Here is a 26,165-nt window from a genome sequence, read left to right on the forward strand (position 1 = left end):
GGTCTCCTTTCAGGGGGAGCAGGGGAAAAACGGCGGGTCCAGCGGCGCCAGCGGAGTCTGGGGTTGCCACAGGCCCTGTCCGAAATAGCGTTCACGCGAGAGCATCACCAGCATGGCGCGCTTGTGCGGGAAATCGAACTCCTTGAGCTTGGCGTAGCCGCTCTTGTCGAGATTGCGGATCTGTTTGTCGTGATCCGCGCGCGGCTCGCCCACTACCGTCTGGGTACGACAATCGTCGAGGAAGAGGTAATGCGAGATCGAGGTCAGCCAGGCCACCGCGAACTGCTTGCCACGGAAGGCTTCCTCGCCCACCAGCACATGCCAGCCGCGGTCGAAGTCGCCACAGTCGTAGAAGGGCGCGATGCGGTTTTCCTTGGCCCAGTAGACTTCGAAATAGGCAAAGGGCTGGTCGTCGAAGCTGGCAATGAGCGAGGTCATGTGCGGATCGGCGGCGATGGTATCGAGATAGTGGCGATGGCGCGCCAGGTCGCCGGCCTCATCCCAGAACTGCACCACCACCGGATCATTCATCCAGCGATTGAAGAGGGGCAGATCCTCTTCCAGACGCAGACTGCGCAGTGACAGTGTCTGTCCCAGCCAGGGCAGGTAGCGACGGTAGACTTCTCCCTCCGGTTTGGGCGCCCGCAAGGGATGGCGCTTGCCCTCGCTCATCACCTGCTGCACGGGGAAGGGCGGCCGCTCTTGCGGCAACCATCCGGCGGCGTGTTGCCAGACCAGTTCGGCCAGGGCCACATGCCGGCTGCCCTGGCGTACCAGCAGACCGGCGCGGCACATGGCCGCGGCCTGAGACTGGGGCAGCTCGACAACGACCTTGCCCGCTTCGGGCACGTGCACAAAGATCGTCTGCAGGATGGCCAGCAGATCGGTGCAGGAGTCGCTACTGCCTTCCTGGGCAATGGCCCAGTCCTGGCCGCTGGTACTGCGCTGCCAGGACCAGCGCGACCGCACCTGACCATCAGGATCGGTCACGGCGAGCTGCTGCGCCTGGCGCAACACCAGGAGCGACAAGCCGTTGATGCAGACAGGCGTGACGGCAGAGGAGGGGGGCAAGGTCATCAACAAGGACTCCGAGTAAGCAAGAGGGGGCAAGGCAGCAGCGATGGAAACTGAAGAAAAATGACAAAAAGCCAAATCCTTGCTGTCCGGATCGCAAAAAACCTTCACCTTTACCTAGACGAATGAGAAGTATTTTTATTTAGGCGAGGGCGGTAAACGGGCTGCAATGCCTTGTGCAGCGGGGAAATGGGCCGTTGGGGCCGGCATCCCGACAGGTCAGCAGGGGTAAATGGCGGGGCAGCTGGATCGTCAGGTCAATATGAAGTTTTCATTCGCGATTTTCTTGTCACTGCTTTTCGCTCGTCATCCCAACCTCGTTACCGCATGCTCAACTTTCTGATACGCCAATCCTGGCGCCTGCTTCTGTTAGCGTCTTCCGCCAGTGTTCTGCGTGGCATCTGCAGCGTGCTGACCGTGGTTCAGATCAACGCTGCCATCGCCGGCCAGGCGGCCAGCCGTCCCCAGGCCGCCTGGCAATTTGCCGCGACGGTATTGTTGCTGATGGTATTTCACCTGCTTTCCAACATGTCCTTCGAGCGACTGAACCAGCGTGCCCAGGCCGATTTGCGCCGCTACATTTCTGCACGGGTCATTGGCGCCGATTACCGACATATCGAAAAAATCGGCGCCCCGCGCATCCAGTCCGCCCTGACTGAGCACAGTGCCAAGGTTGCCGAATTCTTTGTCGGCATGCCGGCCATCCTGACCAACTCGGTGGTGGTGATCGGCTGCCTGATCTACATGGTGCTGTTGTCCTGGCAGGTGTTTCTTGGCGCGCTGGCGGTGTTGGCGCTGGGGTCGGTGGGCTACCATCTGGCCCATCTGAAGGCCATCCGTTACCTGGAGCAGGCTGCACGCGAGCAAGATGTGATGTTCGGTCATTTCCAGAGCATGACCCATGGCGCCAAGGAGCTGCGCCTGCATCGCGACAAGCGCGAGCGTTTCGAGCGCGACCTGTTGCAGGTCGCCATCGAGAATGTGCGGCGCCTTCGCACGCGTGGCATGTGTACCTTCAGTGCCTCTGCGGGCTGGGGCAATTTCCTGATCTTCGCCTTCATCGGGGTGGTCCTGTTTGCCCTGGTCAGCGACGCCCCCGGGCAGCGTGCCGTGGTGAGCGGTTTTGCGCTGGTGTTCGTCTACATTGTCACACCGCTGGAGGTGCTGTTGATGAACATCCCGCGCGCCAATCTGGCCCGTGTGGCGGCGGCCCGTATTGATGCAGTCACGCAGGAAATGCCCAGCAGTGAGGTGCTTGCGCCGACCGGCCAGCGCAGCCAGCTGGAAAGCCTGGTCCTGCGCGGCGTCACGCACCGCTACTATCATGAGCGCAGCGACGGGATCTTCATGTTGGGGCCTATCGAGCTTGCTTTCCGTCCCGGGGAATTGTGCTTTCTGGTGGGGGGCAACGGCAGTGGCAAGACCACGCTGGCCAAGCTGCTGGTGGGATTGTATGTGCCGCAGGATGGGGAGATTGTCTGGAATGGCGTGGCAGTCGGCGATACCAACCGCGATGCTTACCGGCAATTGTTCTCGACGGTATTCTCGGACTTCCACCTTTTTGATCAGTTGCTGGAGGGAGGGCGGCCGGACCTGGATGCCGAGGCCAACCGTCTCCTGGAACGCTTGCAGTTGCAGCATGTGGTGCAGGTCAAGGCGGGGGCGTTCACCACGCGCGCTCTGTCACAGGGCCAGCGCAAGCGCCTGGCACTGGTAGTGGCGGCACTGGAGGACCGGCCCTTCATGGTCTTTGACGAATGGGCTGCGGATCAGGATCCGTTGTTCAAGGACGTTTTCTATCGCGAAATCCTGCCGGAGCTCAAGGCACGCGGAAAGGCGGTGCTGGTGATCTCGCATGACGACCGCTACTTCGACCAGGCCGATGTGCTCCTGTCGTTGGAGAATGGGCAATTGAGCCGGAAGTCCTCGGTAGGCCGGAGCACTCGGGCTGAAGTGCGGCAGGGGGAGTTTGCGCTTTGAGCTTGCGTGATGAGTGGTGATGAGGGGCACGTCCAACGAACGCTCTGAAGTAACTATAGCGGTACCCCGGCCAGCGCCCACTAAGGGATGCAAGATATCACCTGCTATTTTTACTTCACTTTCTTTGCACGCAAATAATTTCCACGCGGCATAAAAGAACTAAAAATAGCGGGTTAACGAACCCCATTTAATTTCGCCATAAAGTTGATGGCGGGCACGACTTCCTATTGAGACCTATTCGCCATTGAAATATCTTCCTGGCGACCTATAGTTCTCATACCCAGTGCTACCGGGGATGTTCATGCCCGTTGACGACCAAGTCGATCGAGACTTCCCTTTACCCTCTCCATTGAGCAGAGTTCGGCCAGCGCGTGCATTAGAGCGCAGCACGGCCAAGGCGAATGTCTGGTTCTTTCACTCTCCCAAAAATAATAAAAGATTATCAATCATAGGTGACTTACCTTATTTTCAAGCAGTGCTCTTGGAAGGGGACGTGGACGTCATCGGGTTATCCAGTTTTCTGACGGGTCGCACTTGGCTTAATCAGAACCTTATCGAGATAAAGCGCTCGGCCGACTGAGATTACCCTGGATGATCAGAGCACAAATGGTCACTCCACTGTCCGAATCGTATTTCACCCCAAGCAATCTATCTAGGGTACCGGGAGCAGTTTCTTTCTTGCTGTAATCTAAAACACAAACGATCGCTGTTTTCTTTTCTTTGGCCACGGCATAGCTGGCCGCTTGAGCGAAATACTTCTCGCAGTCAGATAGCGTGGTGAGCTTATCGGTAACTTTGAGTTCAATTGGTAAGCCGTGCCAGGTTAAATCCGTGATACCTCCTGCTCCAAATGCATGTTCATCCAATTTGGATCCGATGAACGGAGTGCGCCTCAGATGCTCCAATACCTTCTCTTGAAACTCCTTTTCAGACCAACTCCCCGGGAACAAGTTATCTTGAACCGCCTGCCCAGCTAAATTGCATAATGGCCCCAGCACTTGCAATAGATCTGCAGTTTCTTGCTGAGTCACTCCAGCGCGCCGTCGCAAGACATCTCGGATTTTGAAGAGCTTCCTGTCGAGGTAGTCATAGCCGCAAATCTGGAATTTCGAGATATCAGTGCCTTCGATCAATAAAGTTCGATGGCCGACAATCGCAACGGGTTGCTCGCTACTCTCCGGAAGGAATTCCGCCGAATATTTAAATTCAAAGGGGCGAGCGTTCATACCCTGTGGGAGCCAGAGAATGGCTCGGCCACGAGCACTCATCAAATATGGAGCCTCACCTTGAGGCTTCTCAAAGGTGAATACTGGAAATTCATAGGTCGACTTTGCTTCTACCGATAAAGGGGTGAGGCGCAATTCCTGTCGTTCGCTGGGCCATCGAGACACCCGCACTTCAATTTCGAGGTCATGGACTTCTTGAGGGGATAGATGGTCTACTTGATTAGCCGACTGGCCATCAATATGAAACTTCAGAAATGCCACTGTTAAATCAACAGGGGCTTCTTTAATGTTCCTGAAGCGTTCAGACGAATCAGGGAATGGGATTTTCCCCTCCCACTGTGATCTCTCATTCTGTTGAATGCCTACTGGTAGAGGGACTGTACTGAGGCACTTAGTCAAACTTGCTATGTCCGCTATAGCAGTTATGTCAGCAATTCGGTTGGCAATCTCCAACAGCCCACTTACGCCCGGCTTGCCGCCAAACTCCTTTTCCCAAAGCGCATATCGTTCTTTTGAGCTGCGAAGAAAGCGATCTGCTTCAACGGTTGCATTGAGAACAGCTGAACGCCACTGCACAAGCGGATCCAATATGCGCAGTAGACCAGCCAACGCACTATAGGCATTGGCGGCTGATACGCTTGAATACTTAACGGAAAGGGAGTCTAGCGCGATTGCGCATTCGCGCATCTCTTCATTTTTATCTTCGCCTTGAGATATCGCATCAAGTATCTCAACTATCCGGTGACGCTCAAAAGAAGTGCTAGAAAGGGGCATGTTTATTTCTCTCAGCATAGAACTGTTGGAGCTCCTCTTCAGTTTTCGCCCATTCCTTACCAACTTGGTTTGCTTCGAAGGCCTCGCCTCGAGAGAGGAAATACTCAAATTCAATTTGACAGCGAATCTTTTTGGCGATGAAGCGATGTATTTGCATGCGTTGGCCATCAGGAACGGCTTTCTCATGCAAAATCGCAACGTCGCGCGCTACGCTCCATTCGCCATCTCGGGTAAGAACCTCAAGCATGGCAGCAATAGTTCTCCCCTCGCCAGCTGCGGCAGAGGCAGCCCGTTTTATCGCAGGTAGATGTTGACTTGTGGCACCCATCGGTATGTTCGAAATAGCGCGTAACAGATGTTCTACTTGATAGTCTTCTACGGTTTCTTTAACAAGGCCGAGAATTAGAGCGGTGTAGCCTGGCGATGTGGAAAGATCACGCAGTAGCCAATCGGCGTCATTGGAGAGGAGGGGGGCATGATTGATCTTTTCAAGTAGCGCGATGAAAGTTGCACCAGTTTCAGAACCGAAGTTCTCGTTCGTATGATGCTCGCTGGTATATAGTTTTATGCATTTCAACAAGAAGCGCTGATCCTTGTCTTCCCGATAGCAAACTACCAAATTCAAAAGATCTCGATAAAAACCTTGTTTCATTTCATCGGGAATCCTTACCCGATCCAGGGTTTCGACGGCTGTTTTATGGACTAGTAAGTAGGGGTCACGGAGCATGAGATGAAATGCTTCGAAAACAAGCGACGGAAGCTCTGCCGATCTGCGACTTCCCATCTCACCCAAGGCACGCGCAGCTGCAGCCCGTACTAGGACGGATTTCCCGACCATTGCACGATAGATAAAGGGCAAAATAACTTGCAAAGATTCTCCGCGTTGCGCTAACACAGATAGTTCTTCGATAAGCGAAGCCATGTAACCGTCGCTGAAATTTTCGGATTTTTCGAGGAAACGAGAAAGTTGTGTCAGACCGACTTCATTCATGCCAGCGCCACAAATCGCCCAGCGAGAAAAACCTGATCGTAAATCTCGCAACCGACGTCGACGATGCTGCTCGTCTAGTTCGTCGTAAAAATCTTTGTGTGTGATGATTTTTGCATTTTCTTCAGCTGCTTCCACTTTGGTATCTGACAGAGCTGCAGCACCAAGAAGCATATCCATCTTCTCATGAGCAAGAGGAATAAGCCCCTCCGGAGAGCGCTGAAGCGCCTCTACTATTTTCGTGATGACTTTATCGTTTGTACTGGAGGCGGCGACATTGATTAAACGAGTAAGCGCGATCCTATAAGGTTCATAGTCCGATATCATTTCCGGCTCAGGATAGCGGTTTGATCCTTTTCGAAGAATTCGCTCGTAAATCGCGATAATGCGTTCCTCGCCGGCTAGAGACGCTCCTTCAAAATGCCGCATCAAATCTATGTCGGCCAGAGTCGGATCGGCAAAGAAGCCGCTCAGAAGTGCCTTGGACAAGGCATCGACGACATCTCTGAATACATGATCATTGACCAGATCTGAGATGTGTTCTGCTCTGACCAGCTTAACAGCAAGCGATCTTCGAAGTCGCGATGCTATTTCGGGAAACTTGGGTGTTAATGCAGTTACTGCACGTGCGCCGCTCCCGATGCTGGACGCAGAATCAGTACAGATTAAGTTATCGATCCCTTTAGTGATAGCCTCCTTATACGCTTCGTAAATTCGGCAAAGAGGCTCGGCATCGCCTTCTTCACGATTTTCTTCGAAATCTAAAGGCGTCCGAGGTGGCATAGCGAGCAATGACAATGCTCTTGCACAAGATCCTATATCGATCTTGCCAATTTGATCTATCCGATCCAATAGTATTTGTGCCGCTAAGGATTTGCAGCGACCACTTTGAAGAGATGACGCGGCATGCTTTACAAGTCGATCGTCAACATCGCTACGCATGCCCAATATAGTTAACGCCAACTTTTCGCACCAATATTCCCCAGCCTCCAAGAGGCTATAGAAATAATCTCGGATATCGTTGGTCAGTAGCTCGGGAGCTAAACGCACACTCGTAATGAGCTTTTCTTCCGCCTGCGGATCTCTGTTTTGATCGAATAGATCGATGTCATCAAGGAAGCTTCCTACGACGACCGACGAGCGAGATCGTAGGTCGGCTCTAACAGCAATTCGACGATCGAACTTTTCTTGCTCAAGACGCTCTTCTTCAACTTGTTTTTCTTTCTCCTTCTTCGCTGCTTCATCCCTCTGCGCGACTAATTTCGACAAGTTTGGAAGGCGTAGGGGGCTTCTCTTTTGGCAGCCCGCGCAATTCTGATCATAAAAGATGAGGGCAGCTTCTTCGAGAAACCATCTTGCATTTCCTAGCTGCTTGGCATGGTCGCACACCATTGTGAGGTGGCCAATTGGAAAACCAGTCTGCAGTTCAATTATTCCCGTTCCGCCAAATGGCTTTTCAACTCGGGCATGGCGGCACCAGTTTTGGATCAGTTCTTTTACTTCCTGGTTTCTCTGGCCAGTTCGGAATGCATTGTGAAAGTCGATTTCAGAATCCACCAGCCGCTCCTAGCAATGGCAATACGCCGTAATAGTTAATGTTTTATAGAGACGAACGCGTGAGGTTTGCTAATTCAGCGGAATTATATCTGCCTAAATTAGTGTTCTTATCTGCACTGTGTTGATTTGCTCGCAGAATTGACCCTCTCCATTTGACCCACCTTCCATTGCCTCCCGAAGGCTGCCACGCGGTCAAAAGACCCTTCATATCCCAGCTCCCTTAAGTCCAGGAACATCTGTTTCAGGGGGCGCCTCTGTTTGCGAAATTTGACAGCCTCAGCGCTGAGCCAGGCTGAAAGTCGAGGCGCGAATTCATCTAGGGCACTGGATGATTGCCTTGAGGGGTAGGAAGGCTCGATCGCTCCGGATCGGATATAGCGACGAACCGTGTTTCGAGAGATGTCCAGCCTGCGGGCGATTTCCCGAATTGAGATGCGGTCTCTGATGTACCAGCGTCGAATAATTCCAAGTAGGGCCACGTCTATCACTCCGTTCTCCCGCTCGCTGTGTAGGATGCAAATTTCCGGGGAAAGTGGGTCAGTTTTCGATGCAACTCAACACTGTCCGCGTTGGCAGTCGCTATCAAAATTGCCGCAATTTCGTAAAAGCGACAGTTTTGGGCAGTGATATAGCCGGCAGAAATGTGGAAGCAATAGTCGCGGTTTAAGAAATATCCTAAATCCTCGGGAAGTAATGAACGCGGCTTAAGTGCGGAAACTAGGCCTTTAGCTTAACCCGGGCTCATTACTTCCTAAGAACCGTGAAATTTACTTCCGAGCGTTCAACGTCTGCATGGGTGTGCCGGGCGTGTTGTCGTTAATTCGCATAATTTGTATTATGTAAAATAATTCACGAACCGAAAAGCGGTTTTACGCTCCACCCGCTGCCAGTTCATTTCTTTTGCGTACATAAGTTTTACCTGAGGACTGCAGCGGGACGTGTCAAGCAAGGCTGGCCGACCTCTTCCATCGTCGCACATCCGTATTGACAGCGCCCCGGCAATTGGAAATTCAGCAGAATGTTATCAAGGCTGCTGCATCGCCTTCTGGATATCACCCACCATATCGAATTCGGCGCCCACCCAGCGGCGCGCCAGTCGATCGATGGTGCCATCGCGTGTCATGTCCCCGATGGCCCTGCTGAGCGCCTCCTTCAACGGCTGCTGACCCTTGGCGATGGCCGGTGCCGACAACTGGTAGATCAGCACCGGTCCAACTTCCTTGATCGGTAACTTGTTCACGTTGGCGTATTTCATGCCGCCGAAATGTGAACTGATGACCGCGTCGATGCGCCCATTGCCCAGATCGTTGAAGACGAAACCACCATTGTCATACGCGCGGATATCCGATGCCTTCAGGTTGGCGCGCGCCCAGCTTTCGTTGGTGGTGCCGGTGGTCACGCCGACCTTCTTGCCCTTGAGATCGGGCTGGTCCCTGATGCTGGTATTGCTGGCCAGTACGAAGATGCGGAAATCCTCCACCCCATACGGCGCGGCGAAATCCACCTGCTTCTCCCGTTCCGGCGTGGGCGTCAGGTCATTCATCACCATGTCGTACTTGCCGGATTTCAAACCTTCGACGAAATTCTTGAAACTGTCGGCCACGAACACTACCTTGGCCACACCGATGCGCCTTGCCACTTCCTTGGCGACCTCGACGTCATAGCCGGCCGGTTGCAACTTATCATCGATCAAACTCCAAGGCGGGCTGCTTTGCGTGTTGGCAATACGGATCACACCCGATGCGCGTGCACTGGCGAGAATGTCGGCCGATATGTTCTGGGCTCCCACGGCAGCCGCTACGGTACTGAGCAGCATGGCCGTCAGGCCGGTCGGAATCAAATGACGTAACTTCATGGTGCTATCCCCTCTTGATCATCAATGAAATCGGAAGCCCATTCTGTGGGTAGACCAGGGGGATCAGCAATCCCTGCATGTTTCTTGACTGATAAGCTGAACTTATAGTCTTGGTGCTAAAAGTGATGAAGCCATTAGATATCTTGCACCAATCCGGCACAGAAAAACGAAGGCCAGGGTCTGTCGCCCTTCCCCGTTCTGCCTTCATTGAGGCGCCCCTCTCTCCCTACCTACATCGCGTTGCACCAGACACGTGCGCAGCGCACAACCCGGTGCATGGCCGTGAAAACTCACGCACGCCTCAGAAGGCGCCGGGTTTCTGGTACAGCACCTGGCGCAGCGAACTCATGTCCGACTCCATCTGTATGCGCATCACCCGCAACAGCTCCTTGGCATTCTCCGACATCGGCACTCCAGGCCGGAACACCAGCAGCGCCGTGAAGTTGGCCGTCACTTCCATCGGTTTCAAGCGCAGACCCCGCGTGACGTAATCCAGCGCCAGGATAGGATGTGCCATACCCATGCCCACACCGCGCATGGCGAATTCGCACACCGAGTTGGAATACGGCGTCTCCAGGATGGGCCGCAACACTTTTCCCTGCAGAATCAACTCCTGCTCCAGGCGGCGACGGCTGGCGTCTTCGGGATTGAGGGCGATGAATGGATGTTCGAGCAGGTCGTCAGCCGTAATCAAAGGCTTGCCTGCCAATGGGTGTCGCTCGTTCATGACGATCACGCCGGGCACGCTGGTGAATTGCGAATGCTCGAGTCCGGAGACCGACAGTTCATCAGCCATCAGCCCAAAATCCAGCTGCCCCGCGCTGACCTGCTGGTAGACCTCGCGCGAACTCATGATCTGGAACGACATCTGTACACGCCGCTCGCCCAGCCCGAAAGCCGCAATGGCGCGTGGCATGAAACCGTTGCCCAGCGCAGGAAATGAGGCGATGGCCAGACGCCCCAGTCCGAACGACCGCAGGCTGCGGATGCGGTGCTCGATCATCTCGAACCCGGCGAAGCAGCGATCGACCTCCACGATCAAGGCCAGCGCCTCCTGCGTCGGCACCAGCCGGCCACGTGTGCGTTCGAACAGTCGTAACTCGGAAGACGCTTCCAGCTTGCGGATCGACTGACTGATCGCCGGCTGGGATACGTTGAGCAAGGCGGCGGCCTTGCTGGTGGTCCCGGCACGCATGACGGCACGGAAGACCTGAATGTCTCGCATATCCATATATAAGTATCACTTATAGAGTTAATCCTATGTGCTGTTGATGGCGCCAGCGCGAATTCGGATACTGGGCTTCTCTTTTTTAGATTAACAAATTAATCGCATGAGTCTCCCTACTTCATCGCAACAAGCGTTCGCCAGTCTGTCACCCGCTGTGATGCGCGCCTCCACCGTGGTGTTCGACACCTTCGAGGACTTTGTCCAGCGCAAGCAGCGCCAACCCGATGGCTTCAGCTATGGTGTCACAGGCACCCCTACGGCACGCCTGCTGGAGCAGCGCGTGGCTGCTCTGGAAAACGCCCGCCACTGTGTCATCGCCCCCTCCGGCGCAGCAGCCCTGATGACGACGGTGATGGGGTTCGTGCGCGGCGGGGACCATCTGCTGGTCTCGGCAGCCTGCTATGGTGCCCTCAAGACCTTTGCCGAGAAATGGCTGGCGCACATGGGGGTGGAGGTGGAGCTGTATCGCCCTGATATCGGCGCCGATATTGCCGAGCTGATCAAGCCGACCACGCGCATGATCTGCATGGAAGCGCCAGGCACGGTCACGATGGAGATGCAGGACATCCCGGCCATCACTGCCGTTGCGCGCCAACGCGGTGTGCTGACCATGCTGGACAACACCTGGGCCAGCCCCCTGGGGCTGAAATGTCTGGACCACGGTGTGGACTTCAGTATCCAGGCCGCCACCAAGTTCCTGGGCGGCCACTCTGACGTGCTCATGGGCTGCATCAGCATGAATGACCACGGTCACTACGACATCCTGCGTGAGACCCAGAGCATCCTTGGTCAGCAGGTCAGTCCCGAGGACTGCTTCCTGGTCCTGCGTGGGTTGGAGACATTGCAGTTGCGGGTGCAGGCACAGGGTGCATCGACGCTGCAGGTGGCGCACCATCTGACCCGCCATCCAATGGTGGAACGGCTGATGTATCCGCCGCTAGAGTCCGACCCTGGTCATGCGCTCTGGAAGCGGGACTACAAGACCCATGGCTGCCTGTTTTCGATGATCCTGAAGCCTGCACCGGAAAGTGCCTTCCACGGTTTCTTCGACGCCCTGCAGCACTTCGTCATCGGGGCCAGCTGGGGCGGCGTGCACAGCCTGGCGGCGTATTATCCGGCCGCCTTGCAGGCCAATCGCGCTTTCCCGGCGACCGACCAGCCGGTGGTGCGCCTGTCCATCGGTCTGGAAGATCCGACCCTGCTGATCGCCGATCTGGATCAGGCACTGGCACAGTATGCAAACGCTGCAGCGCAGGCATGATGCACGCGTCAATGACCACAGAAGCGGTGCCCAAATGCAGGCACGGCAACCGGGAGGAGAACCATGATTGATCTGTTTGTCAGGGCACTACCGCTGCTGGAGAAAGCGGTGGTGGTGACCATCGGGCTGGGACTAGGCTCGTTCGTGCTGGGCTCGGCGCTGGGCATGCTCATTGCGCTGGCACGGATCTCCGATGCGCGGCCACTGCGCTGGCTTGCGTTCGCCTACGTGTCGGTGTTTCGCGGCACACCGCTGCTGATCCAGATTCTGCTGATCTATTTCGGTCTTCCCAACTATGGCATCACCATCGATCCCATTCCCGCCGCGCTGCTGGCACTGACGCTTTTCTCGGCGGCCTACCTGAGCGAGAACTTCCGCTCCGGCATCAATGCGGTAGATCGTGGTCAATGGGAAGCCGCGTGGGCCATGGGCATGGGCTACTGGAAGACGCTGTGGCGCGTGATACTGCCGCAAGGCCTGCGCATAGCCATTCCCCCCGTGGGCAGCCGCCTGATCGCGCTGATGAAGGACACCTCGCTGGCCTCCACCGTAACGGTGGTGGAACTGACACGCGTAGCCGATCAGCTGGGGGCGACCACCTTCCGCTACATGGACATGTTCATCATCGTCGGGACCATCTACTGGATCATCAACCAACTGCTCACTCTCCTGCAAACCTGGCTGGAAGAGATACTGTCGAGGCGCTATCAATGAATCAGTCTTCCCAATGCACCGTCCGCGTCAGTGGACTGGCCAAGGCATACGGTGCCAATCAGGTGCTGCGCGACATCAATCTCGAAGTCGCACGCGGTGAAGTGCTGGTCATCATGGGCCCGTCCGGCTCGGGCAAGACCACGTTCATCCGCTCACTGAATCTGCTGGAACTGCCGGACCGCGGCAGTATCGAGATCTGTGGGGTGAGGCTGAGCGATCCTGCGACATTGCCGGCGCGTGAACTGCGACAAAAGACGCTGCAGATCCGGCAGCAGACAGCCATGGTGTTCCAGTCCTTCAACCTGTTCCCGCACATGACGGCGTTGCAGAACGTGATTGAAGGACTGATCTCGGTCAAGGGCGTTGCCAAGGGAGAGGCCCGTGAGCGTGGTCTTGCGCTGCTGGGCAAGGTCGGGCTGGCGGAGAAGGCTGATGCGTATCCGGGCAAGCTCTCCGGTGGACAGAAACAGCGTGTAGCCATTGCCCGTGCACTGGCCATGGATCCGGAAGTGATCCTCTTCGATGAGCCAACCTCGGCACTGGATCCGGAACTGAGAGATGACGTCTTGAACGTGATGCGCGAACTGGCAGGCGAAGGCATGACGATGCTGGTCGTTACGCACGAAACCCGCTTCGCCCGGGAAGTGGCTGACCGCATCGTCTTCATGGAAGGCGGGCACGTGCTGGAAGACACCACCCCTGCTCTCTTCTTCGGTGCTCAGGGTAGCGAGCGTTCGCGGCAGTTCTTGGGACGTCTGCACGAATGATGTGAGCAAGCTGGCGAGTTACCGTGATCAATCTGTGCACTACGGTACAGCACCTGTAGAGAGAATGTGACAATTTGTCGCACGCATCACATCGGGTCCTGCGCGCATAATTCGAGCCTTCTCCCATCCAGGGCGAGTCAACGTGCCTCGCCCCATGAAGGCTTAAAACATCATGGAAGTCAGTCCTTACGGCCTTCAGAGTTTGTGGGCGCAGGGTGACATCGTCACGCGCGCAGTCGCCGTCCTGCTGATAAGCATGTCCATCGCCTCCTGGCATGTCATGCTGACCAAGGCACTTGACCTGCTACGCATGCGTAAATCTGCGGAGGCCGCCCGTCGTGATTTTTGGACAGTCGCCGACCTGGAGGGCGCCCTGGCTACTTTAGGGCATGACAATCCATTTGCCGCGCTCGCCCGTGCGGGCAGGACTGCGCTGTTTCATCATCAACAGCATCGTGGATATTTGCATGAACAGCTCGCTGTCAGCGACTGGGTCACCCTGGGCTTGCGACAGTCCATCGATGAAGCTGCTGCGCGTCTGCAAGCAGGTATGGCCGTTCTGGCATCCGTAGGGTCCACAGCGCCGTTCGTCGGTCTGTTCGGAACAGTCTGGGGTATCTATCACGCACTGGTCTCCATCGGCACCACCGGCCAGTCAAGCATCGACAAGGTTGCCGGCCCCGTTGGAGAGGCGCTGATCATGACTGCGCTGGGACTGGCGGTAGCCATTCCCGCCACCTTTGGCTATAACGCGCTGGTTCGAGGCAACAAGAGCACGCTGGCACGCCTGAACAAGTTCGGTTTCGACCTGCATGCGTTGTTCGTGACTGGCGCTCGTGCAGCGGCGTACCAAGTCAATGAATTGCCCTTGAGCGTGGCGCCGTCCCCGCGGTAGAACATACGCGAGCCTGGCATGTCGCTCCGGCGGTAAGGCTGATGAGCCGTTATCCGACCTTCTCCGAGTTCCTGTCCAACAGCCAGAGAATTGAAAAATCGGTTTGCTTTACGGTTGCCAGAAAATTACTTTAAACGATGAAAAAGACTTCCCTGGCAGCCGCCATCGCATTGATCTATCCATTTGCAACAGTCGTCATGGCGCAATCCAGCAACGCCACCTCGACACCCATCACCAATGCGGTTGCTGCTGAAAGCATTTCAGACAAGCAGCCTGTGTCTTCGGAGCTTCCTGAGGTTGTCGTTACAGAGGAGAGTCCGGGCTACGCTGCTTCACGGTCCAGCTCGGCGACGCGCACGGATACACCGTTGCTGCAGACACCGCAGTCTGTCTCTGTATTGAAGCGATCCCTCCTTGATGACCAGGACGTCCGCAGCCTCTCCGATGCACTCGTCAACGTTTCCGGGGTGGTGCCGACCAAGCCGGAGGAAGCATTGCTGATCGCTCCCATCATTCGAGGGTTTCCTGCTGAGACCTATCTGGATGGCCTGTCCATCTTCGGCGGAAATCAACAAGCATTCAATCCAGCAGGCTTGGTCGGCGTCGAACGCATCGAAGTGCTGAAGGGACCAAGTTCGACCCTGTATGGTGGTGGCCTGGGCTCTCCCTTGGGCGGACTCATCAACATCGAGTCGACGCGTCCCGAGATTGGCAGCAATGGCGGCTTTCTTGGTGTACGAGCCGGCAGCTACTCAACCACCAACCCCTATGGCGACTACAACGTAACACTGAGCGACAAGCTGGCAATACGTCTCGCAGGGGAATACCAGGACAATACAAGCTGGATCGACAATGTCCACGGGAAACGCGTATTTTTCCAGCCCAGCATCCTGTTCAAGCCCGACGCGCAGACCGAGATTCTTTTTTCTGGCCAGTACAACCGTACCCAGCAGCTTGAGTACTCAGGGCTGCCGGCTCAACAGGCGCTGGCGGGACAGCTTTATCGCAATGCCTTTCCAGGTGCGCCCAATGGCCAGCCCATGACGGATATCAACAATCGTCTCGGAAAGATCGAGGTGCGCCACAAGTTTGATGACGGTGTTCGCCTGGAGGCGTCCGCACAGTTCTACACCAGTAACGTTGGCCAATACGGAAGCTTCATCTATCCGGCACTGGCAGCGCCCAATGCTTCTACACCGACCGCCTATCCGATCTTCCCGCTCACCATGAGCACCAGAACGCGCGAAACCGCTCTCGACGCGCATTTGATCGCGCCATTGAAGATGCTCGGCGGCCGTCACGAATGGGTCGCTGGGGTTGCATACGACCTGACGAAGTTTTATTCGGGGATGGGCTTTGATGGGACTAGCGTCGGCTCGATTGATCTTTCCGACCCTCAATATAACCTCGCCTTTGGCGACAAGACCCCCATCAACTCCACGCAGACGGATCGCTACCGCACACTCGCAACTTACGTACAGGACCAGGCTCACTATGGTCGCTGGCACTTCACGGGTGCACTGCGGCTGACCCAGCTTGAGTTCCAGGAGGCCGAACAGGGGACCGACAAGACTTACCACCATGTTTCGCCGCGGGTAGGCGTCAATTACGACCTTCTGCAAGGACTGGCACTGTATGCGGGTTATGCGACTGCCTTCCGCGCACCATTCGGTTTCATCGGATCAACGATACCCAAGCCAGAGACATCCAGGAACATCGAGCTTGGTATCAAGCTTGACGATAAAGCGCGCAAGCTGTCGGGAACGCTGGCCGTGTTCGAACAAACGCGCGACAACGTCGCTACAGCCGACCCCGGAAATCCCCTCGTGTCGATTCAGACGGGGCAGCAACGCGCACGCGGATTCGAGGCCGACATGACCTGGGAACCGGTGCGAGCGTTGTCCTTGCTGGCGAACTACGCCTATACCCAAGCGGTGGTCACGCAAGACAACACGATCCCGGTTGGGGACACACTGGCCCGCGTGCCAAGGCATAGCGGACGCCTGGCCTTCCGCTATCGCGTACTGGATGGCGCCGCTGAGGGATTGTCGTTCGGCGCCGGTATCACGGCACTCGGTCGCCGTCAGCTGACCTTGCCCAATACCGTCTCCGTGCCAGGCATGGCGACTGTGGATGCCCAGGCAGCCTATGATTTTGGTCGGTACACCCTTCAGCTTTCCGGATACAACCTGACGGGACGACGAAGCTACGAGTCCTATCAGTATTTTGGCTTTCCGGTCGTCATTCCGACACAGCCGAGATCGTTTTACCTGACGCTCAAAGTCAATATCTGAGCACGGCAGGTGGTGTTGTCATGGAGGTCAAGGTTATTACAGACGTAACTCGAAGCAGAGCTGGTCGCCGCAGCATCGTGCCTTGTTCCGGTGTAACGGGGAAGCTGCGGGTATTGGCAAAGCGGGAGGGCTCGAACTGCCCTTCCGCTTTCATCGAGTGTTGCGTGTAATCAAAGCGTCGGGTTCGGCCCCTTTTGCAATTCTGTCTCAGGCAGCCAGCTTTTCTGTATCCCACTGCGCCGGCGCCCTGCCCTGCATGAGTTGCTCCAAGACTTGCGCCAGCCGTGTCATCCAGAGCCGCTTCAGGGCATCGTGAGCATGCCTGTCTGCAGACAAGCGGAGACGATTGCCGCGCTGTCCCTGGATTGCAGCCAGGATTTCCGGTGGACATTCCAGTGCTTTGAGCAACTCCACGGCTGCCCGTCGGAGATCGTTGGGCGTCCAGTCCGAAATTGGCAGGCGTGGTCGCTGATATTCAGGACGTGAGTCACAGTCCTCTCGCGCATTCCAGACCGCCACGCCGACGTTCTTGGGATCGAAGCGTCCGCCCTTGCGTCCTTTGAACAGGTAACCATTCGTGCTGGCCAGCAGCCGACGCTGCACGATCTCCAGAGCCCGTCCCACCAGGGGGATACGAAAATCGCTCGCGGCACCACGTCGTTGGGGACGCAACTTTGCCTCCGGGATGATCCACCACCAGCCGTCCTCCTCCTGGCTGATCTCGCTGGCGTGCATGGCGCAAATTTCCTTTCCAGGAGCACATGTCCACGCAAACAGCGTCAGGATGTCTTCGTTGGCGCTGGTGAAATGATGGAACCACGGCAACAGGATGGCGAGCTCATCGACCGACAGCAGACGTTTCTCGGCGCCACGATGCACGCCCTTGACACGAACGCCCTTGCTCTTGAACTCCCCACGCAGGATACCGCGCCAGACATTGACGTTCTCCGCAGGAAGCAATCCATGGGTAATGGCGTAGTCCCATGCCGCACCCAGTTCGCGTCGCGTGATGGTGCCTTGGGTGGGCCGGTCCAGGAACCCGCGAAGAAAGTCAGCAGCCAGGTCTGCATCGACCTCCTGTGCGGGTAGGCTACCGAATTCACCGAGCGTGCGCGCGAAAATGCGCCATACTTCCCTGGCCCCTCTCTCGCCCCAATGATGCTTGACGTGCCCCTCGTAATAACGCAAGCCAATTTGCTGCACCGACAGTTGCGCAGCGGATTCATTGGGCATGGCGATGGAAGCCCGTCGTGGGTGTTCCGTTTGCCGATGTACTGTTGAGGGATCGACGCCCTGATCACGCAGACTCTTGAGCTGCCTCCAATGGCGAACGGCCGAGGTCAATGACATGTTAGGCCACTCGCCCAGCTTGACCTGACGGATCCTGCCATCATCCGGATTCTTGTAGCGATAGATCCAGTTGTACATGCTTTCGTTGGCACGCAAACGCAAGCCGCGATGCTTGGGGATGGTGAGATGCTCGCCGGCGGCCAGCGACTGGACTGCAACTGCGACTGCATTAAACATGTTTTCTTCTCCGTTGGAGCAATTCGATCTGACCAAATTCATTTGGCTTTGCTGATCAATGCAATTGACCGCCAGTTTGAATTCGGCGTCGGAATAGCTCGCATCAAGGCGCCAAACTCTGCGTGAGACGACTTCAGCTTGTTCATGTGCTATTTCGGTCGATATTTCTGCTCATAACGAGCACACACGCAAAGGTCTTCACAAGTCCGCGAGGAAGACTCGTACAAGCCATGTAATCAAGGTGATTAAATGAAGCTGGGAGGGGCGCGACTGCGATGTGCCGTGGGCACCAACGTTCGGACCACGGTGACGTCAGGCATGTAGAAGAGAGGGTACGCCAGCACCGCGACCAGCAGAGCGATACCGGGTGCAGCAGATGCCAGAGCCGGAGTGTGCTGCTGCAGGACGCAATAACCGCAGTGTGCTTTGTCAACGGGCATTTGTTCCTGCCCCGCATTATTGTTTGCCGGTGCAGTCGTGCGCTTGATGCCGGTGGCACTGCAAACCTCCATCCAGCTGATCTGGCTATTGGAGGCCAGCGCCCGCGAAATGCTTGGAGCGGCAGCGACAAAGAGCATCACGCATAGCGCAAGCCATGCGATCAGTCGATGAAGGCGTTTACTCAAACTCATGTTCGGAGGTCCGGAAACAGCAGACAAAGTCACGTTGAGGGCCGCTTATGATAAGCCTGCTTTTCTAGCTGATGACACTGCCTCGATCTGGCTGCGTCAATTTGCCGCAGTCAGGAAATTGACGTTGTGCGCTCCGTAGTGGCGCAACGCGGGAGAATCTGGCAAGGCGCGATGGATCGGGATGCCGCGCCGACGGTACCGACGCCCGCCGCGGCAGCGGCGGATCAGCGCAGCGCACAGGTCGATCCGTAGTTCGTCTGGAACCGCCCACATGGCAGCGTTTTCAATTCGGTTGCAACATTCCCAGCCAAGCCAGCAACACCAGCGCAAAACAGGACAGCAAGATTTCCGCCATGGTCAGAAGGCGTATCCGATGCAGCGCATTGCGCTGTTGACGCATCGCCGGCACCAGTACATACCTGTTGAATACCGCAATCGCCACCATGAAGCCCGCCACCATGATCTTGATGGTCAGCAACGCTTGATAGCGAAAATGGAAGTCCAACGGCAGCCTTCCAAGAATCAGGATCGTATTGACCAAGCCTGTCAGCAAAACCAACGCAACCACTGCATGACCGACATTTGAAAAGCGCCGCAGAATCACGCTGACCAGCTCAGGATACGCGCAGCGATATCGCCCTGAAAGGATCAGCAAGACGATCGGCAGGGCCCCCATCCATGCCCCTACGCTCCAAACATGGAGTAGGTCATTGGCCTGATGCAGCAGTCCCTCCCTTCCTTCATTCATGACGGCATGTCCGGTCAGCGCCAGACTCGCGAGTACGATACCGCTGCCCCCGAGACATGCCAGCAAGCGCATGCGATCCGATTGCGTCACGCTGAGCAACAGCAGGGAAACGGCCACTAACTGGAACCACCATGCCGTACCGATCGAGGTGCCATTGGCGACCGCAGCGAGCATGTCGAAGCGCCAGGCATCAGCCCAGCCATCCCCCAGAATACTGGCTTGCAGCGGCAAACTTGAAAGGACCGCGATGAACAGGAGTCCATACAAAAAGCGTCGCCATCCGGCCAGGCGTTGCCACAGATGGCTCCTGAGCGGCTCGGCCACCAGCACCAGCAGCGTCAGGCTCGCCCCCCACAGGAACAGTGCCGCACCATCGACTGACAGGCGGCACAGGCCCAACAAAAGCGTTGATGAAATCAAGGTGTCACGGAGAAGCTGTACGCACCCTCGGTCTTGTGTCCATCCACGGACAAGGCATGCCATTGCACGGTGTAGGTGCCCGGCGTCAGCCGTGCTGGAATCCCGACCATGAGAGACTTTCCTTCGTCCATGAGCGTGACTTGGCCCAGGTGGACTTCCTTCTGGTCCGGACCGGAGAGCTTGAGGCCGCTAAACTTCAGATTCAAGCCTTCGGAGAAGTTGAGGGTCAGCTCTGCTGGTGATGCCACTACCGCCTTGTCTGAGGGGATGGCCGTCTTCAGGTGGGCATGCGCCCAGACGGATGGCGCCAGGAACAGGCTGGACAGAACTACCAATGACAGGAGGCGTTTGATATTTTTCATGATCGTCAATTCCACTAGGGCATCAGTTGAGGAAGTGCACGAACCCCGAGCCGGGCTGACGACTTGAGCCATGAAAAGTGACTGAGCCCGGGTCAGCGCGTACATCTTCGCGGGCCACAAGTTTGCCACGACCAGAGCGCTGCGCCTGCGACATATTGTCGCAGAGAAGCGAAATACGCATTACCCGCATACGCGTGATCGCGTGGCTCAGCATTGATCGTTCAGCGCTGCATGAGCAAACAGGCCCTAACCGCGATCAGACCCGGTCGACTTCATCCGCCTGTACAGCGTACGTTCACTCATCCCCAGGCTGGCCGCCAGTTCCTTGCGACTCCCCTTGAACTGGCGCGCCATCTCCATCAAATCAGCTACTTCGGACACAGGCTTGTCGATCCCGGGCGAACGTGTCGACTGGAAAAGCTCCAACGCCAGATGCTCACTCTTGATCACCCCGTCATCGGCAAACAGCCTCGCACGCTCGATCACGTTGCGAAGTTCGCGGATATTGCCCGGCCAGTCGTGGTGCATCAATTGCGCCATGGCCTCTGGCGAGGTTTGCAGCGGTTTGCTTCCGACCCCGGCGCCGCGCTGAAGCAATGATTCGACCAGCAAGGGTATGTCGTCGCGCCGTTCCCGTAACGGCGGCAAATGGATGGGAAAGGCACTGATACGGTAATACAGATCCTGGCGGAACTCGCCCTTGGCGACCATTTGCTGCAAGGGCTTGTGCGTGGCCGCCACCAGGCGGAATTCGGCCTGCTGCGTATCGACCGCACCGACACGCCGAAAGGTGGCCGATTCGATCAGCCGCAGCAGCTTGACCTGCATTCCCAATGGCACGTCGCCGATCTCGTCCAGGAACAAGGTGCCACCCTTGGCCGTTTCCACCAGCCCTGCCTTGCGAACGTGGGCCCCGGTGAAGGCCCCCTTTTCGTAGCCAAACAGTTCACTTTCGAACAGGCTCTCGGTCAATCCCGAGCAATCCACGACCACGAAAGGGCCGCGCGCCCGCGGACTGGCCTCGTGTACCGCGCGTGCAAACAGTTCCTTGCCGCTGCCAGACTCCCCCAGCAGCAGGACCGGCAGGTCCGACATGGCCACGCGCTGCAACTCGCCCAGCGCACGATTGAAGGCCGGTGACTTGCCAACCAGCCCCTGCCGACTGGCCTGCACCGAGGCATGGCGCACAGTCTGCAAGCGCTCGACGAAACCCACCACGCGATGCTGCTGATCAATGATCGGCCGCAACTCCACATCCACATGCTCCGGCCCGCGCGGAGTGTGATGGATGTGCAGCACCCGATCCGGTCCCTTGGTCACCAGAGCACTCTGCAAAGGACAGTGCTCTCCAGCCTGGTCGCAAGGCACCTGGTAATGATGAGACATGGCATAGCACTTCTGACCGATCGGCGCCCTGCCCGCCGTGGCGAACTGGCGCCGGTAGGCCGTATTGGCCGCCAGAATCTCGTAATCGGTGTTCATCACGATCATCGGCGTCGGCTCGTGGTCCAGATAGGAAATCAGGGCCTGTACCTCGAACGGTTGCAATACATCCGGTAATGACGACACGACGCTCTCGCTTTCTTCCATAAAAATCCAGGCGCATAGCCCTCTCATGACCCATCCACCCTGTCACGCCACTGCCATTCAGACTGCCTACGGTACTGCCAATTGGCAGTATGCCACTGCCAGTTGGCAGTGTCACTGGCAGCCGGGGGAAGCACTCATTGCGCCCGAAGAGAAATTTATTCAAATAAATCAATAACTTGAATGAAGTCATCGCATTGGCACAGATTTTGATATGAAGAAAATATCTGACAATCAGAGGAGGACAACATGGACAACCTGCATATTGAAGGCCATTTCGACCCGGCCACCAGTACCGTGAGCTATCTCGTACTGGATCGCGCGACCCGGCAATGCGCTCTGCTCGACAGCGTGCTGGACTACGATCCCAAATCCGGACGCACTTCCACCGGCAGCGCCGATCACCTGATCCGGCGCGTGCAGGAACTCGATGCCTCGGTGCAATGGATCCTGGAAACCCATGCCCATGCCGATCATCTGTCGGCAGCGCCCTATCTCAAGCGCAAGCTGGGCGGACGTATCGCCATCGGTGAACATATCCGCCAGGTGCAAGACGTATTCGGGGCGCTTTTCAATGCCGGCAGTGAATTTGCGCACGATGGCAGCCAGTTCGATCACCTCTTCGCCGACGGCGAGCATTTCCAGATCGGGACCTTGCAGGCGCGTGTCATGCACACGCCCGGCCACACTCCGGCCTGTATCACCTATGTCGTGGAGGAAGGCGACCAGATCGCCGCCTTCGTCGGCGATACCCTGTTCATGCCCGACTACGGGACCGCGCGCTGCGATTTCCCCGGCGGGAATGCCCGCACGCTCTTCCATTCCATCAACAAGGTCCTGAGCCTGCCGCCGCATACCCGTATCTATCTGTGCCACGACTACCAGCCCAACGGCCGGCAGCTTCAATTCGTCACCACCGTGGCCGAAGAGCGCAGCAACAACATTCACGTCCGCGATGGCATCAGCGAAGAGGAATTCGTGGCCATGCGCAGCGCCCGTGACGCCACTCTGGCCATGCCGGTGCTGCTGCTGCCGTCGGTGCAAGTCAACATGCGTGCCGGCCAATTGCCACCGGCCGAGGCCAATGGCGTGCGCTATCTGAAGATCCCGCTGGACGCAGTCTGATCCCCAACCCTGAGGAGTCATCATGAAATGCAATGTAGGCGGTATCGACCGCATCTTGAGAATCATCGTCGGCCTCGTGCTGGTCATCCTTGCGGCTACCGGCACCGTGGGATGGTGGGGCTGGCTGGGCCTGATCCCGATAGGGACCGGCCTGCTGCGCTTCTGTCCGCTATATCCGCTACTGGGCATCAGCAGTTGCGCTAACCGGGATCGCTGATCCCCTCCCCTTGCTGGTCGACGCCGGGGCGTCGCCGCCAGGGATACATCCATCGAGGAGACATTCCATGAACATCAAGCAACTGACGGCCAACCTGTCCGTCTCGGCCCAGGTCATGCCTGCCGATATGGCAGAGATCGCTGCGGCCGGCTTCAAATCCATCATCTGCAATCGTCCGGACGGGGAAGCCGGCGACCAGCCCAGTTTCAGAGAGGTCGAGCAACAAGCACAGGCTGCCGGCATCGAGGCTCGCTATCTGCCGGTGATCCCGGGTCAGGTGGCCGATACCCAGGCTGACGAATTCGACCGTCTTCTCGAGGAACTGCCCAAGCCCGTGCTGGCTTATTGCCGCAGCGGCATGCGCAGTACCACGCTGTGGGGGCTTTCACGTGCCGGCCGCATGTCCACGGGAGAAATATTGAGCCGCGCCGAGCAAGCAGGTTACGACCTGAGCGCGCTGGTGCGCAGAATCAACCAGAGCAATGCCACGCCATTCGATGTGGCCGACTCGACGCACAAGGTGGTCATCGTTGGTGGCGGTGCGGCGGGGATCTCGGTGGCGTCGAGCCTGCTGGCGCGCCAGCCTGGGTTGGATATCGCCATCATCGATCCGGCCGATGTGCACTATTACCAGCCCGGCTGGACTCTGGTGGGTGGCGGCGTATTCACGCCCGCGCAGACGGCCCGGGTGATGGGATCACTCATCCCGCGCGGGGTACGCTGGATCAAGTCGGCCGTGGCCGGCTTTGAGCCGGAGCGCAATGCGGTGCTGCTGGAAGGATGTCGCGTGGTGAAGTATGAACAACTGGTGGTCTGCCCCGGCCTGAAACTGAACTGGGACGGCATCGAAGGTCTTACCGACACCCTGGGTCGCAATGGCGTGACTTCCAATTATCGCTATGACCTGGCGCCCTACACCTGGGAGCTGGTGGAGCGCTTCAAAGGGGGGAATGCCGTTTTCACCCAGCCGCCCATGCCCATCAAATGCGCCGGGGCCCCGCAAAAGGCCATGTATCTCTCTTGTGATGCGTGGCGACACGCCGGTGTACTGGAGAAGTCGAATGTGCAGTTCCGCTCGGCCGGTGCCGTGCTCTTCGGCGTGGCCGAGTACGTGCCAGCCCTGATGGAGTATGTGCAAGCCTATGGCATCGATCTCAACTTCGGACAGACCCTGACCGCCATCGATGGCGGACGCAAGATCGCCACCTTTGCCGTCAGCTCCCCCGATGGTAGCTCGCAGAAAGTGGAAGTGCCCTTTGACATGATCCACGTGGTGCCGCCGCAGACGGCACCGGACTTCATCCGCAGCAGTCCTCTGGCCGATCCGGCCGGGTGGATCGATGTTGATCAGTCGACCTTGCAGCACAAGCGCTTTTCCAACATCTTCGGACTCGGCGATGCGGCCAACTCGCCCAACGCCAAGACCGCTGCCGCGGCCCGCAAACAGGCACCCGTGGTCGCCCACAATGTGCTCCACAACCTGGGCCGTCAATCCGTTCAGGCCCGCTACAACGGTTATGGATCTTGTCCCTTGACCGTGGAGCGCGGCAAGATCGTTCTGGCCGAATTCAACTATGGTGGCAAGCTGGCGCCCAGTTTCCCGGCGTGGATGCTGGATGGCACGCGGCCATCGCGGCTGGCCTGGCTGCTCAAGGAGCGCATTCTGCCGCCGCTGTACTGGGAGGGCATGCTCAAGGGACACGAGTGGCTGGCGCAACCCGAAATGGTCGGTTGAGGAGACAGAGATGAGCATGAGCCTGTTACTGGGTGCCTTGGTGGGCTGCATCATGGGCCTCACCGGCGCCGGTGGCGGTATCCTGGCCATTCCGCTGCTGGTGTTCGGCCTGCATCTGAGCGTGCCGCAGGCCGGCCCCATCGGCTTGCTGGCCGTAGGCATGGCTTCGGCCATCGGCGCGGTGATCGGTTTGCGGGGCGGCATCGTGCGTTATCGGGCCGCCGCGCTGATCGCCGCCGTCGGCGTTGTCCTCACCCCACTGGGAACGTGGCTGGCACATCAGCTCGATACGCGCTACCTGACGCTGCTGTTTGCCCTGGTCATGGTGTGGGTGGCCATCAAGGGCATGCGGGATGCCCGGCGCAGCAAGACAGCCGCGGCCACCGTATCGGATGACTGTCCCTGCCTGCGTGACAAGAGCGGGCGCTTCGTCTGGACACCCCGTTGTGCCAGTCGCCTGGCCGTCATGGGGGGCGTGGCGGGCGTGCTCTCGGGTCTGCTCGGCGTGGGGGGCGGGTTCGTCATCGTACCGGCCTTGCAGCGCGTGACCGACCTCGCCATGCAGTCCATCGTCTCGACTTCGCTGGCGGTCATTGCGTTGATTTCACTGGTCAGCGTCGGCACCAGCATGGTCAGTGGTCACTTCGACATGGGCATTGGCCTGCCATTTTCTGCCGGAGCGATCGCGGGCATGTTGCTCGGAGGAAGGCTTGCGGTACGCTGGCATCCTGCCCACCTGAAGCTGGCGTTTTCGGTCGTCTGCATGGTAGTGTCTGCTGGCCTGATCATGAAGTCCATTCATTGATCTTTGGGCATACATGCGTTCATTTCAGATCGGCTTTTCTACACCCACATAAAAAGTAGAGGTGATGATGAAGCAAATTTTCTGGCAGAAGTTTAATCCGGGGGGCATTTCCAGAAGGCTGACAAATCTGCCGTTAGCCGCGGAAATCACCATTCTCCTGATGATCAAAGTGGCCCTCATCACGGCGCTGGCCAAGACCTTCTTCGCCCATCCAGAGGCCAAGCATATGCAGATGCCCGTGCAGAGCGTGGAGCAACGCATGCTTGCGCCTGCCTCTTTCTCGGCATCGTCGAATGACATGCAGCATTCATCTGAAAAAATTACCAAACCGGAGTAAGCCATGGTTCCCATCGATGAAGTCGTCTCGCTATCGCGGCTGCAGTTTGCCGTCACG

The 26,165-nt window shown here is 57.3% G+C and carries 21 protein-coding genes and 1 pseudogene; 11 read left to right on the top strand and 11 right to left on the bottom strand.

The features are described from left to right. Positions 1–9: 9 nt before the first annotated feature. Complete coding sequence (locus HNO82_RS20240) at positions 10–1,077, bottom strand: GNAT family N-acetyltransferase (protein ID WP_175344912.1); 1,068 nt, start codon at positions 1,075–1,077, stop codon at positions 10–12. A gap of 324 nt (positions 1,078–1,401) precedes the next feature. On the opposite strand from HNO82_RS20240, the gene HNO82_RS20245 reads away from it, so the two are divergent. After that, positions 1,402–3,054, top strand: a complete 1,653-nt coding sequence (locus tag HNO82_RS20245) for a cyclic peptide export ABC transporter (RefSeq protein WP_175344913.1) — start codon at positions 1,402–1,404, stop codon at positions 3,052–3,054. A 551-nt stretch (positions 3,055–3,605) separates the two neighbouring features. Here HNO82_RS20245 and HNO82_RS20250 read toward each other — a convergent pair. The 5 genes and pseudogenes from HNO82_RS20250 to HNO82_RS20270 form a co-directional block, all read right to left on the bottom strand. Next, positions 3,606–5,054: a hypothetical protein gene (locus HNO82_RS20250; protein ID WP_175344914.1), complete on the bottom strand. Its 1,449-nt coding sequence runs from the start codon at positions 5,052–5,054 to the stop codon at positions 3,606–3,608. Further along, positions 5,041–7,599, bottom strand: coding sequence for a hypothetical protein (locus tag HNO82_RS20255; protein ID WP_175344915.1), 2,559 nt, complete (start codon positions 7,597–7,599; stop codon positions 5,041–5,043). The genes HNO82_RS20250 and HNO82_RS20255 overlap by 14 nt, the downstream gene beginning before the upstream one ends. A gap of 161 nt (positions 7,600–7,760) precedes the next feature. Further along, a pseudogene (locus HNO82_RS20260) lies at positions 7,761–8,087 on the bottom strand (helix-turn-helix domain-containing protein); the annotation flags it as partial. A 536-nt stretch (positions 8,088–8,623) separates the two neighbouring features. Next, a complete protein-coding gene (locus HNO82_RS20265) occupies positions 8,624–9,454 on the bottom strand; it encodes a transporter substrate-binding domain-containing protein (RefSeq protein ID WP_175344917.1) in 831 nt (276 codons plus the stop codon). Positions 9,455–9,755: 301 nt separating this feature from the next. Then, positions 9,756–10,685, bottom strand: a complete 930-nt coding sequence (locus HNO82_RS20270) for a LysR substrate-binding domain-containing protein (RefSeq protein ID WP_008328980.1) — start codon at positions 10,683–10,685, stop codon at positions 9,756–9,758. 100 nt (positions 10,686–10,785) lie between these two features. Between HNO82_RS20270 and HNO82_RS20275 the strand changes: the two genes are divergently transcribed. The 5 genes from HNO82_RS20275 (at position 10,786) to HNO82_RS20295 (ending at position 16,613) form a co-directional block, all read left to right on the top strand. Next, a complete protein-coding gene (locus HNO82_RS20275; RefSeq protein WP_175344918.1) occupies positions 10,786–11,943 on the top strand; it encodes a trans-sulfuration enzyme family protein in 1,158 nt (385 codons plus the stop codon). Between the two features lie 63 nt (positions 11,944–12,006). After that, positions 12,007–12,657, top strand: coding sequence for an amino acid ABC transporter permease (locus tag HNO82_RS20280; protein WP_175344919.1), 651 nt, complete (start codon positions 12,007–12,009; stop codon positions 12,655–12,657). Further along, positions 12,654–13,424 (top strand): amino acid ABC transporter ATP-binding protein, encoded by a 771-nt coding sequence (locus tag HNO82_RS20285; RefSeq protein WP_175344920.1) that lies wholly within the window; start codon positions 12,654–12,656, stop codon positions 13,422–13,424. The genes HNO82_RS20280 and HNO82_RS20285 overlap by 4 nt, the downstream gene beginning before the upstream one ends. Before the next feature lie 172 nt (positions 13,425–13,596). Next, on the top strand, positions 13,597–14,319 hold the full coding sequence (locus tag HNO82_RS20290; RefSeq protein ID WP_175344921.1) for a MotA/TolQ/ExbB proton channel family protein: 723 nt from the start codon (positions 13,597–13,599) through the stop codon (positions 14,317–14,319). Between the two features lie 137 nt (positions 14,320–14,456). Next, on the top strand, positions 14,457–16,613 hold the full coding sequence (locus HNO82_RS20295; RefSeq protein WP_175344922.1) for a TonB-dependent siderophore receptor: 2,157 nt from the start codon (positions 14,457–14,459) through the stop codon (positions 16,611–16,613). Between the two features lie 207 nt (positions 16,614–16,820). On the opposite strand, the gene HNO82_RS20300 is transcribed toward HNO82_RS20295, so the two are convergent. The 5 genes from HNO82_RS20300 to HNO82_RS20320 all read right to left on the bottom strand — a co-directional run bounded on the left by HNO82_RS20300 (position 16,821) and on the right by HNO82_RS20320 (position 21,892). Then, positions 16,821–18,140, bottom strand: a complete 1,320-nt coding sequence (locus tag HNO82_RS20300) for a tyrosine-type recombinase/integrase (protein WP_175344923.1) — start codon at positions 18,138–18,140, stop codon at positions 16,821–16,823. A 245-nt stretch (positions 18,141–18,385) separates the two neighbouring features. Beyond that, positions 18,386–18,772: a DUF2946 domain-containing protein gene (locus HNO82_RS20305; RefSeq protein ID WP_175344924.1), complete on the bottom strand. Its 387-nt coding sequence runs from the start codon at positions 18,770–18,772 to the stop codon at positions 18,386–18,388. Positions 18,773–19,055: 283 nt separating this feature from the next. Next, the gene (copD, locus tag HNO82_RS20310; protein ID WP_249777055.1) at positions 19,056–19,940 is read right to left on the bottom strand and encodes a copper homeostasis membrane protein CopD; all 885 of its coding nucleotides are present in this window, start codon (positions 19,938–19,940) and stop codon (positions 19,056–19,058) included. Further along, entirely contained in the window at positions 19,937–20,302 is a 366-nt protein-coding gene (gene copC, locus HNO82_RS20315; protein ID WP_175344925.1) for a copper homeostasis periplasmic binding protein CopC, read from the bottom strand. The genes copD and copC overlap by 4 nt, the downstream gene beginning before the upstream one ends. A 246-nt stretch (positions 20,303–20,548) precedes the next feature. Continuing rightward, on the bottom strand, positions 20,549–21,892 hold the full coding sequence (locus tag HNO82_RS20320; protein ID WP_175344926.1) for a sigma-54 interaction domain-containing protein: 1,344 nt from the start codon (positions 21,890–21,892) through the stop codon (positions 20,549–20,551). 246 nt (positions 21,893–22,138) lie between these two features. Here HNO82_RS20320 and HNO82_RS20325 point away from each other — a divergent pair, with 246 nt between their 5' ends. From HNO82_RS20325 to cydP, 5 genes are all read left to right on the top strand, one after another. After that, positions 22,139–23,014 (top strand): MBL fold metallo-hydrolase, encoded by an 876-nt coding sequence (locus HNO82_RS20325; protein ID WP_175344927.1) that lies wholly within the window; start codon positions 22,139–22,141, stop codon positions 23,012–23,014. A gap of 22 nt (positions 23,015–23,036) precedes the next feature. Further along, a complete protein-coding gene (locus HNO82_RS20330) occupies positions 23,037–23,231 on the top strand; it encodes a YgaP family membrane protein (RefSeq protein ID WP_175344928.1) in 195 nt (64 codons plus the stop codon). Between the two features lie 67 nt (positions 23,232–23,298). Then, positions 23,299–24,966 carry a bifunctional protein tyrosine phosphatase family protein/NAD(P)/FAD-dependent oxidoreductase gene (locus tag HNO82_RS20335; protein ID WP_175344929.1) on the top strand — a complete coding sequence of 556 codons (1,668 nt, stop codon included), beginning with the start codon at positions 23,299–23,301 and terminating at the stop codon, positions 24,964–24,966. A gap of 10 nt (positions 24,967–24,976) precedes the next feature. Then, positions 24,977–25,771: a sulfite exporter TauE/SafE family protein gene (locus HNO82_RS20340; protein ID WP_175344930.1), complete on the top strand. Its 795-nt coding sequence runs from the start codon at positions 24,977–24,979 to the stop codon at positions 25,769–25,771. A gap of 64 nt (positions 25,772–25,835) precedes the next feature. Beyond that, positions 25,836–26,108 (top strand): cytochrome oxidase putative small subunit CydP, encoded by a 273-nt coding sequence (gene cydP / locus HNO82_RS20345; RefSeq protein WP_249777056.1) that lies wholly within the window; start codon positions 25,836–25,838, stop codon positions 26,106–26,108. The last annotated feature ends 57 nt before the right edge of the window (positions 26,109–26,165 follow it).

The organism is Herbaspirillum sp. C9C3, from assembly GCF_013359625.1.
Lineage (GTDB): Bacteria > Pseudomonadota > Gammaproteobacteria > Burkholderiales > Burkholderiaceae_D > Herbaspirillum.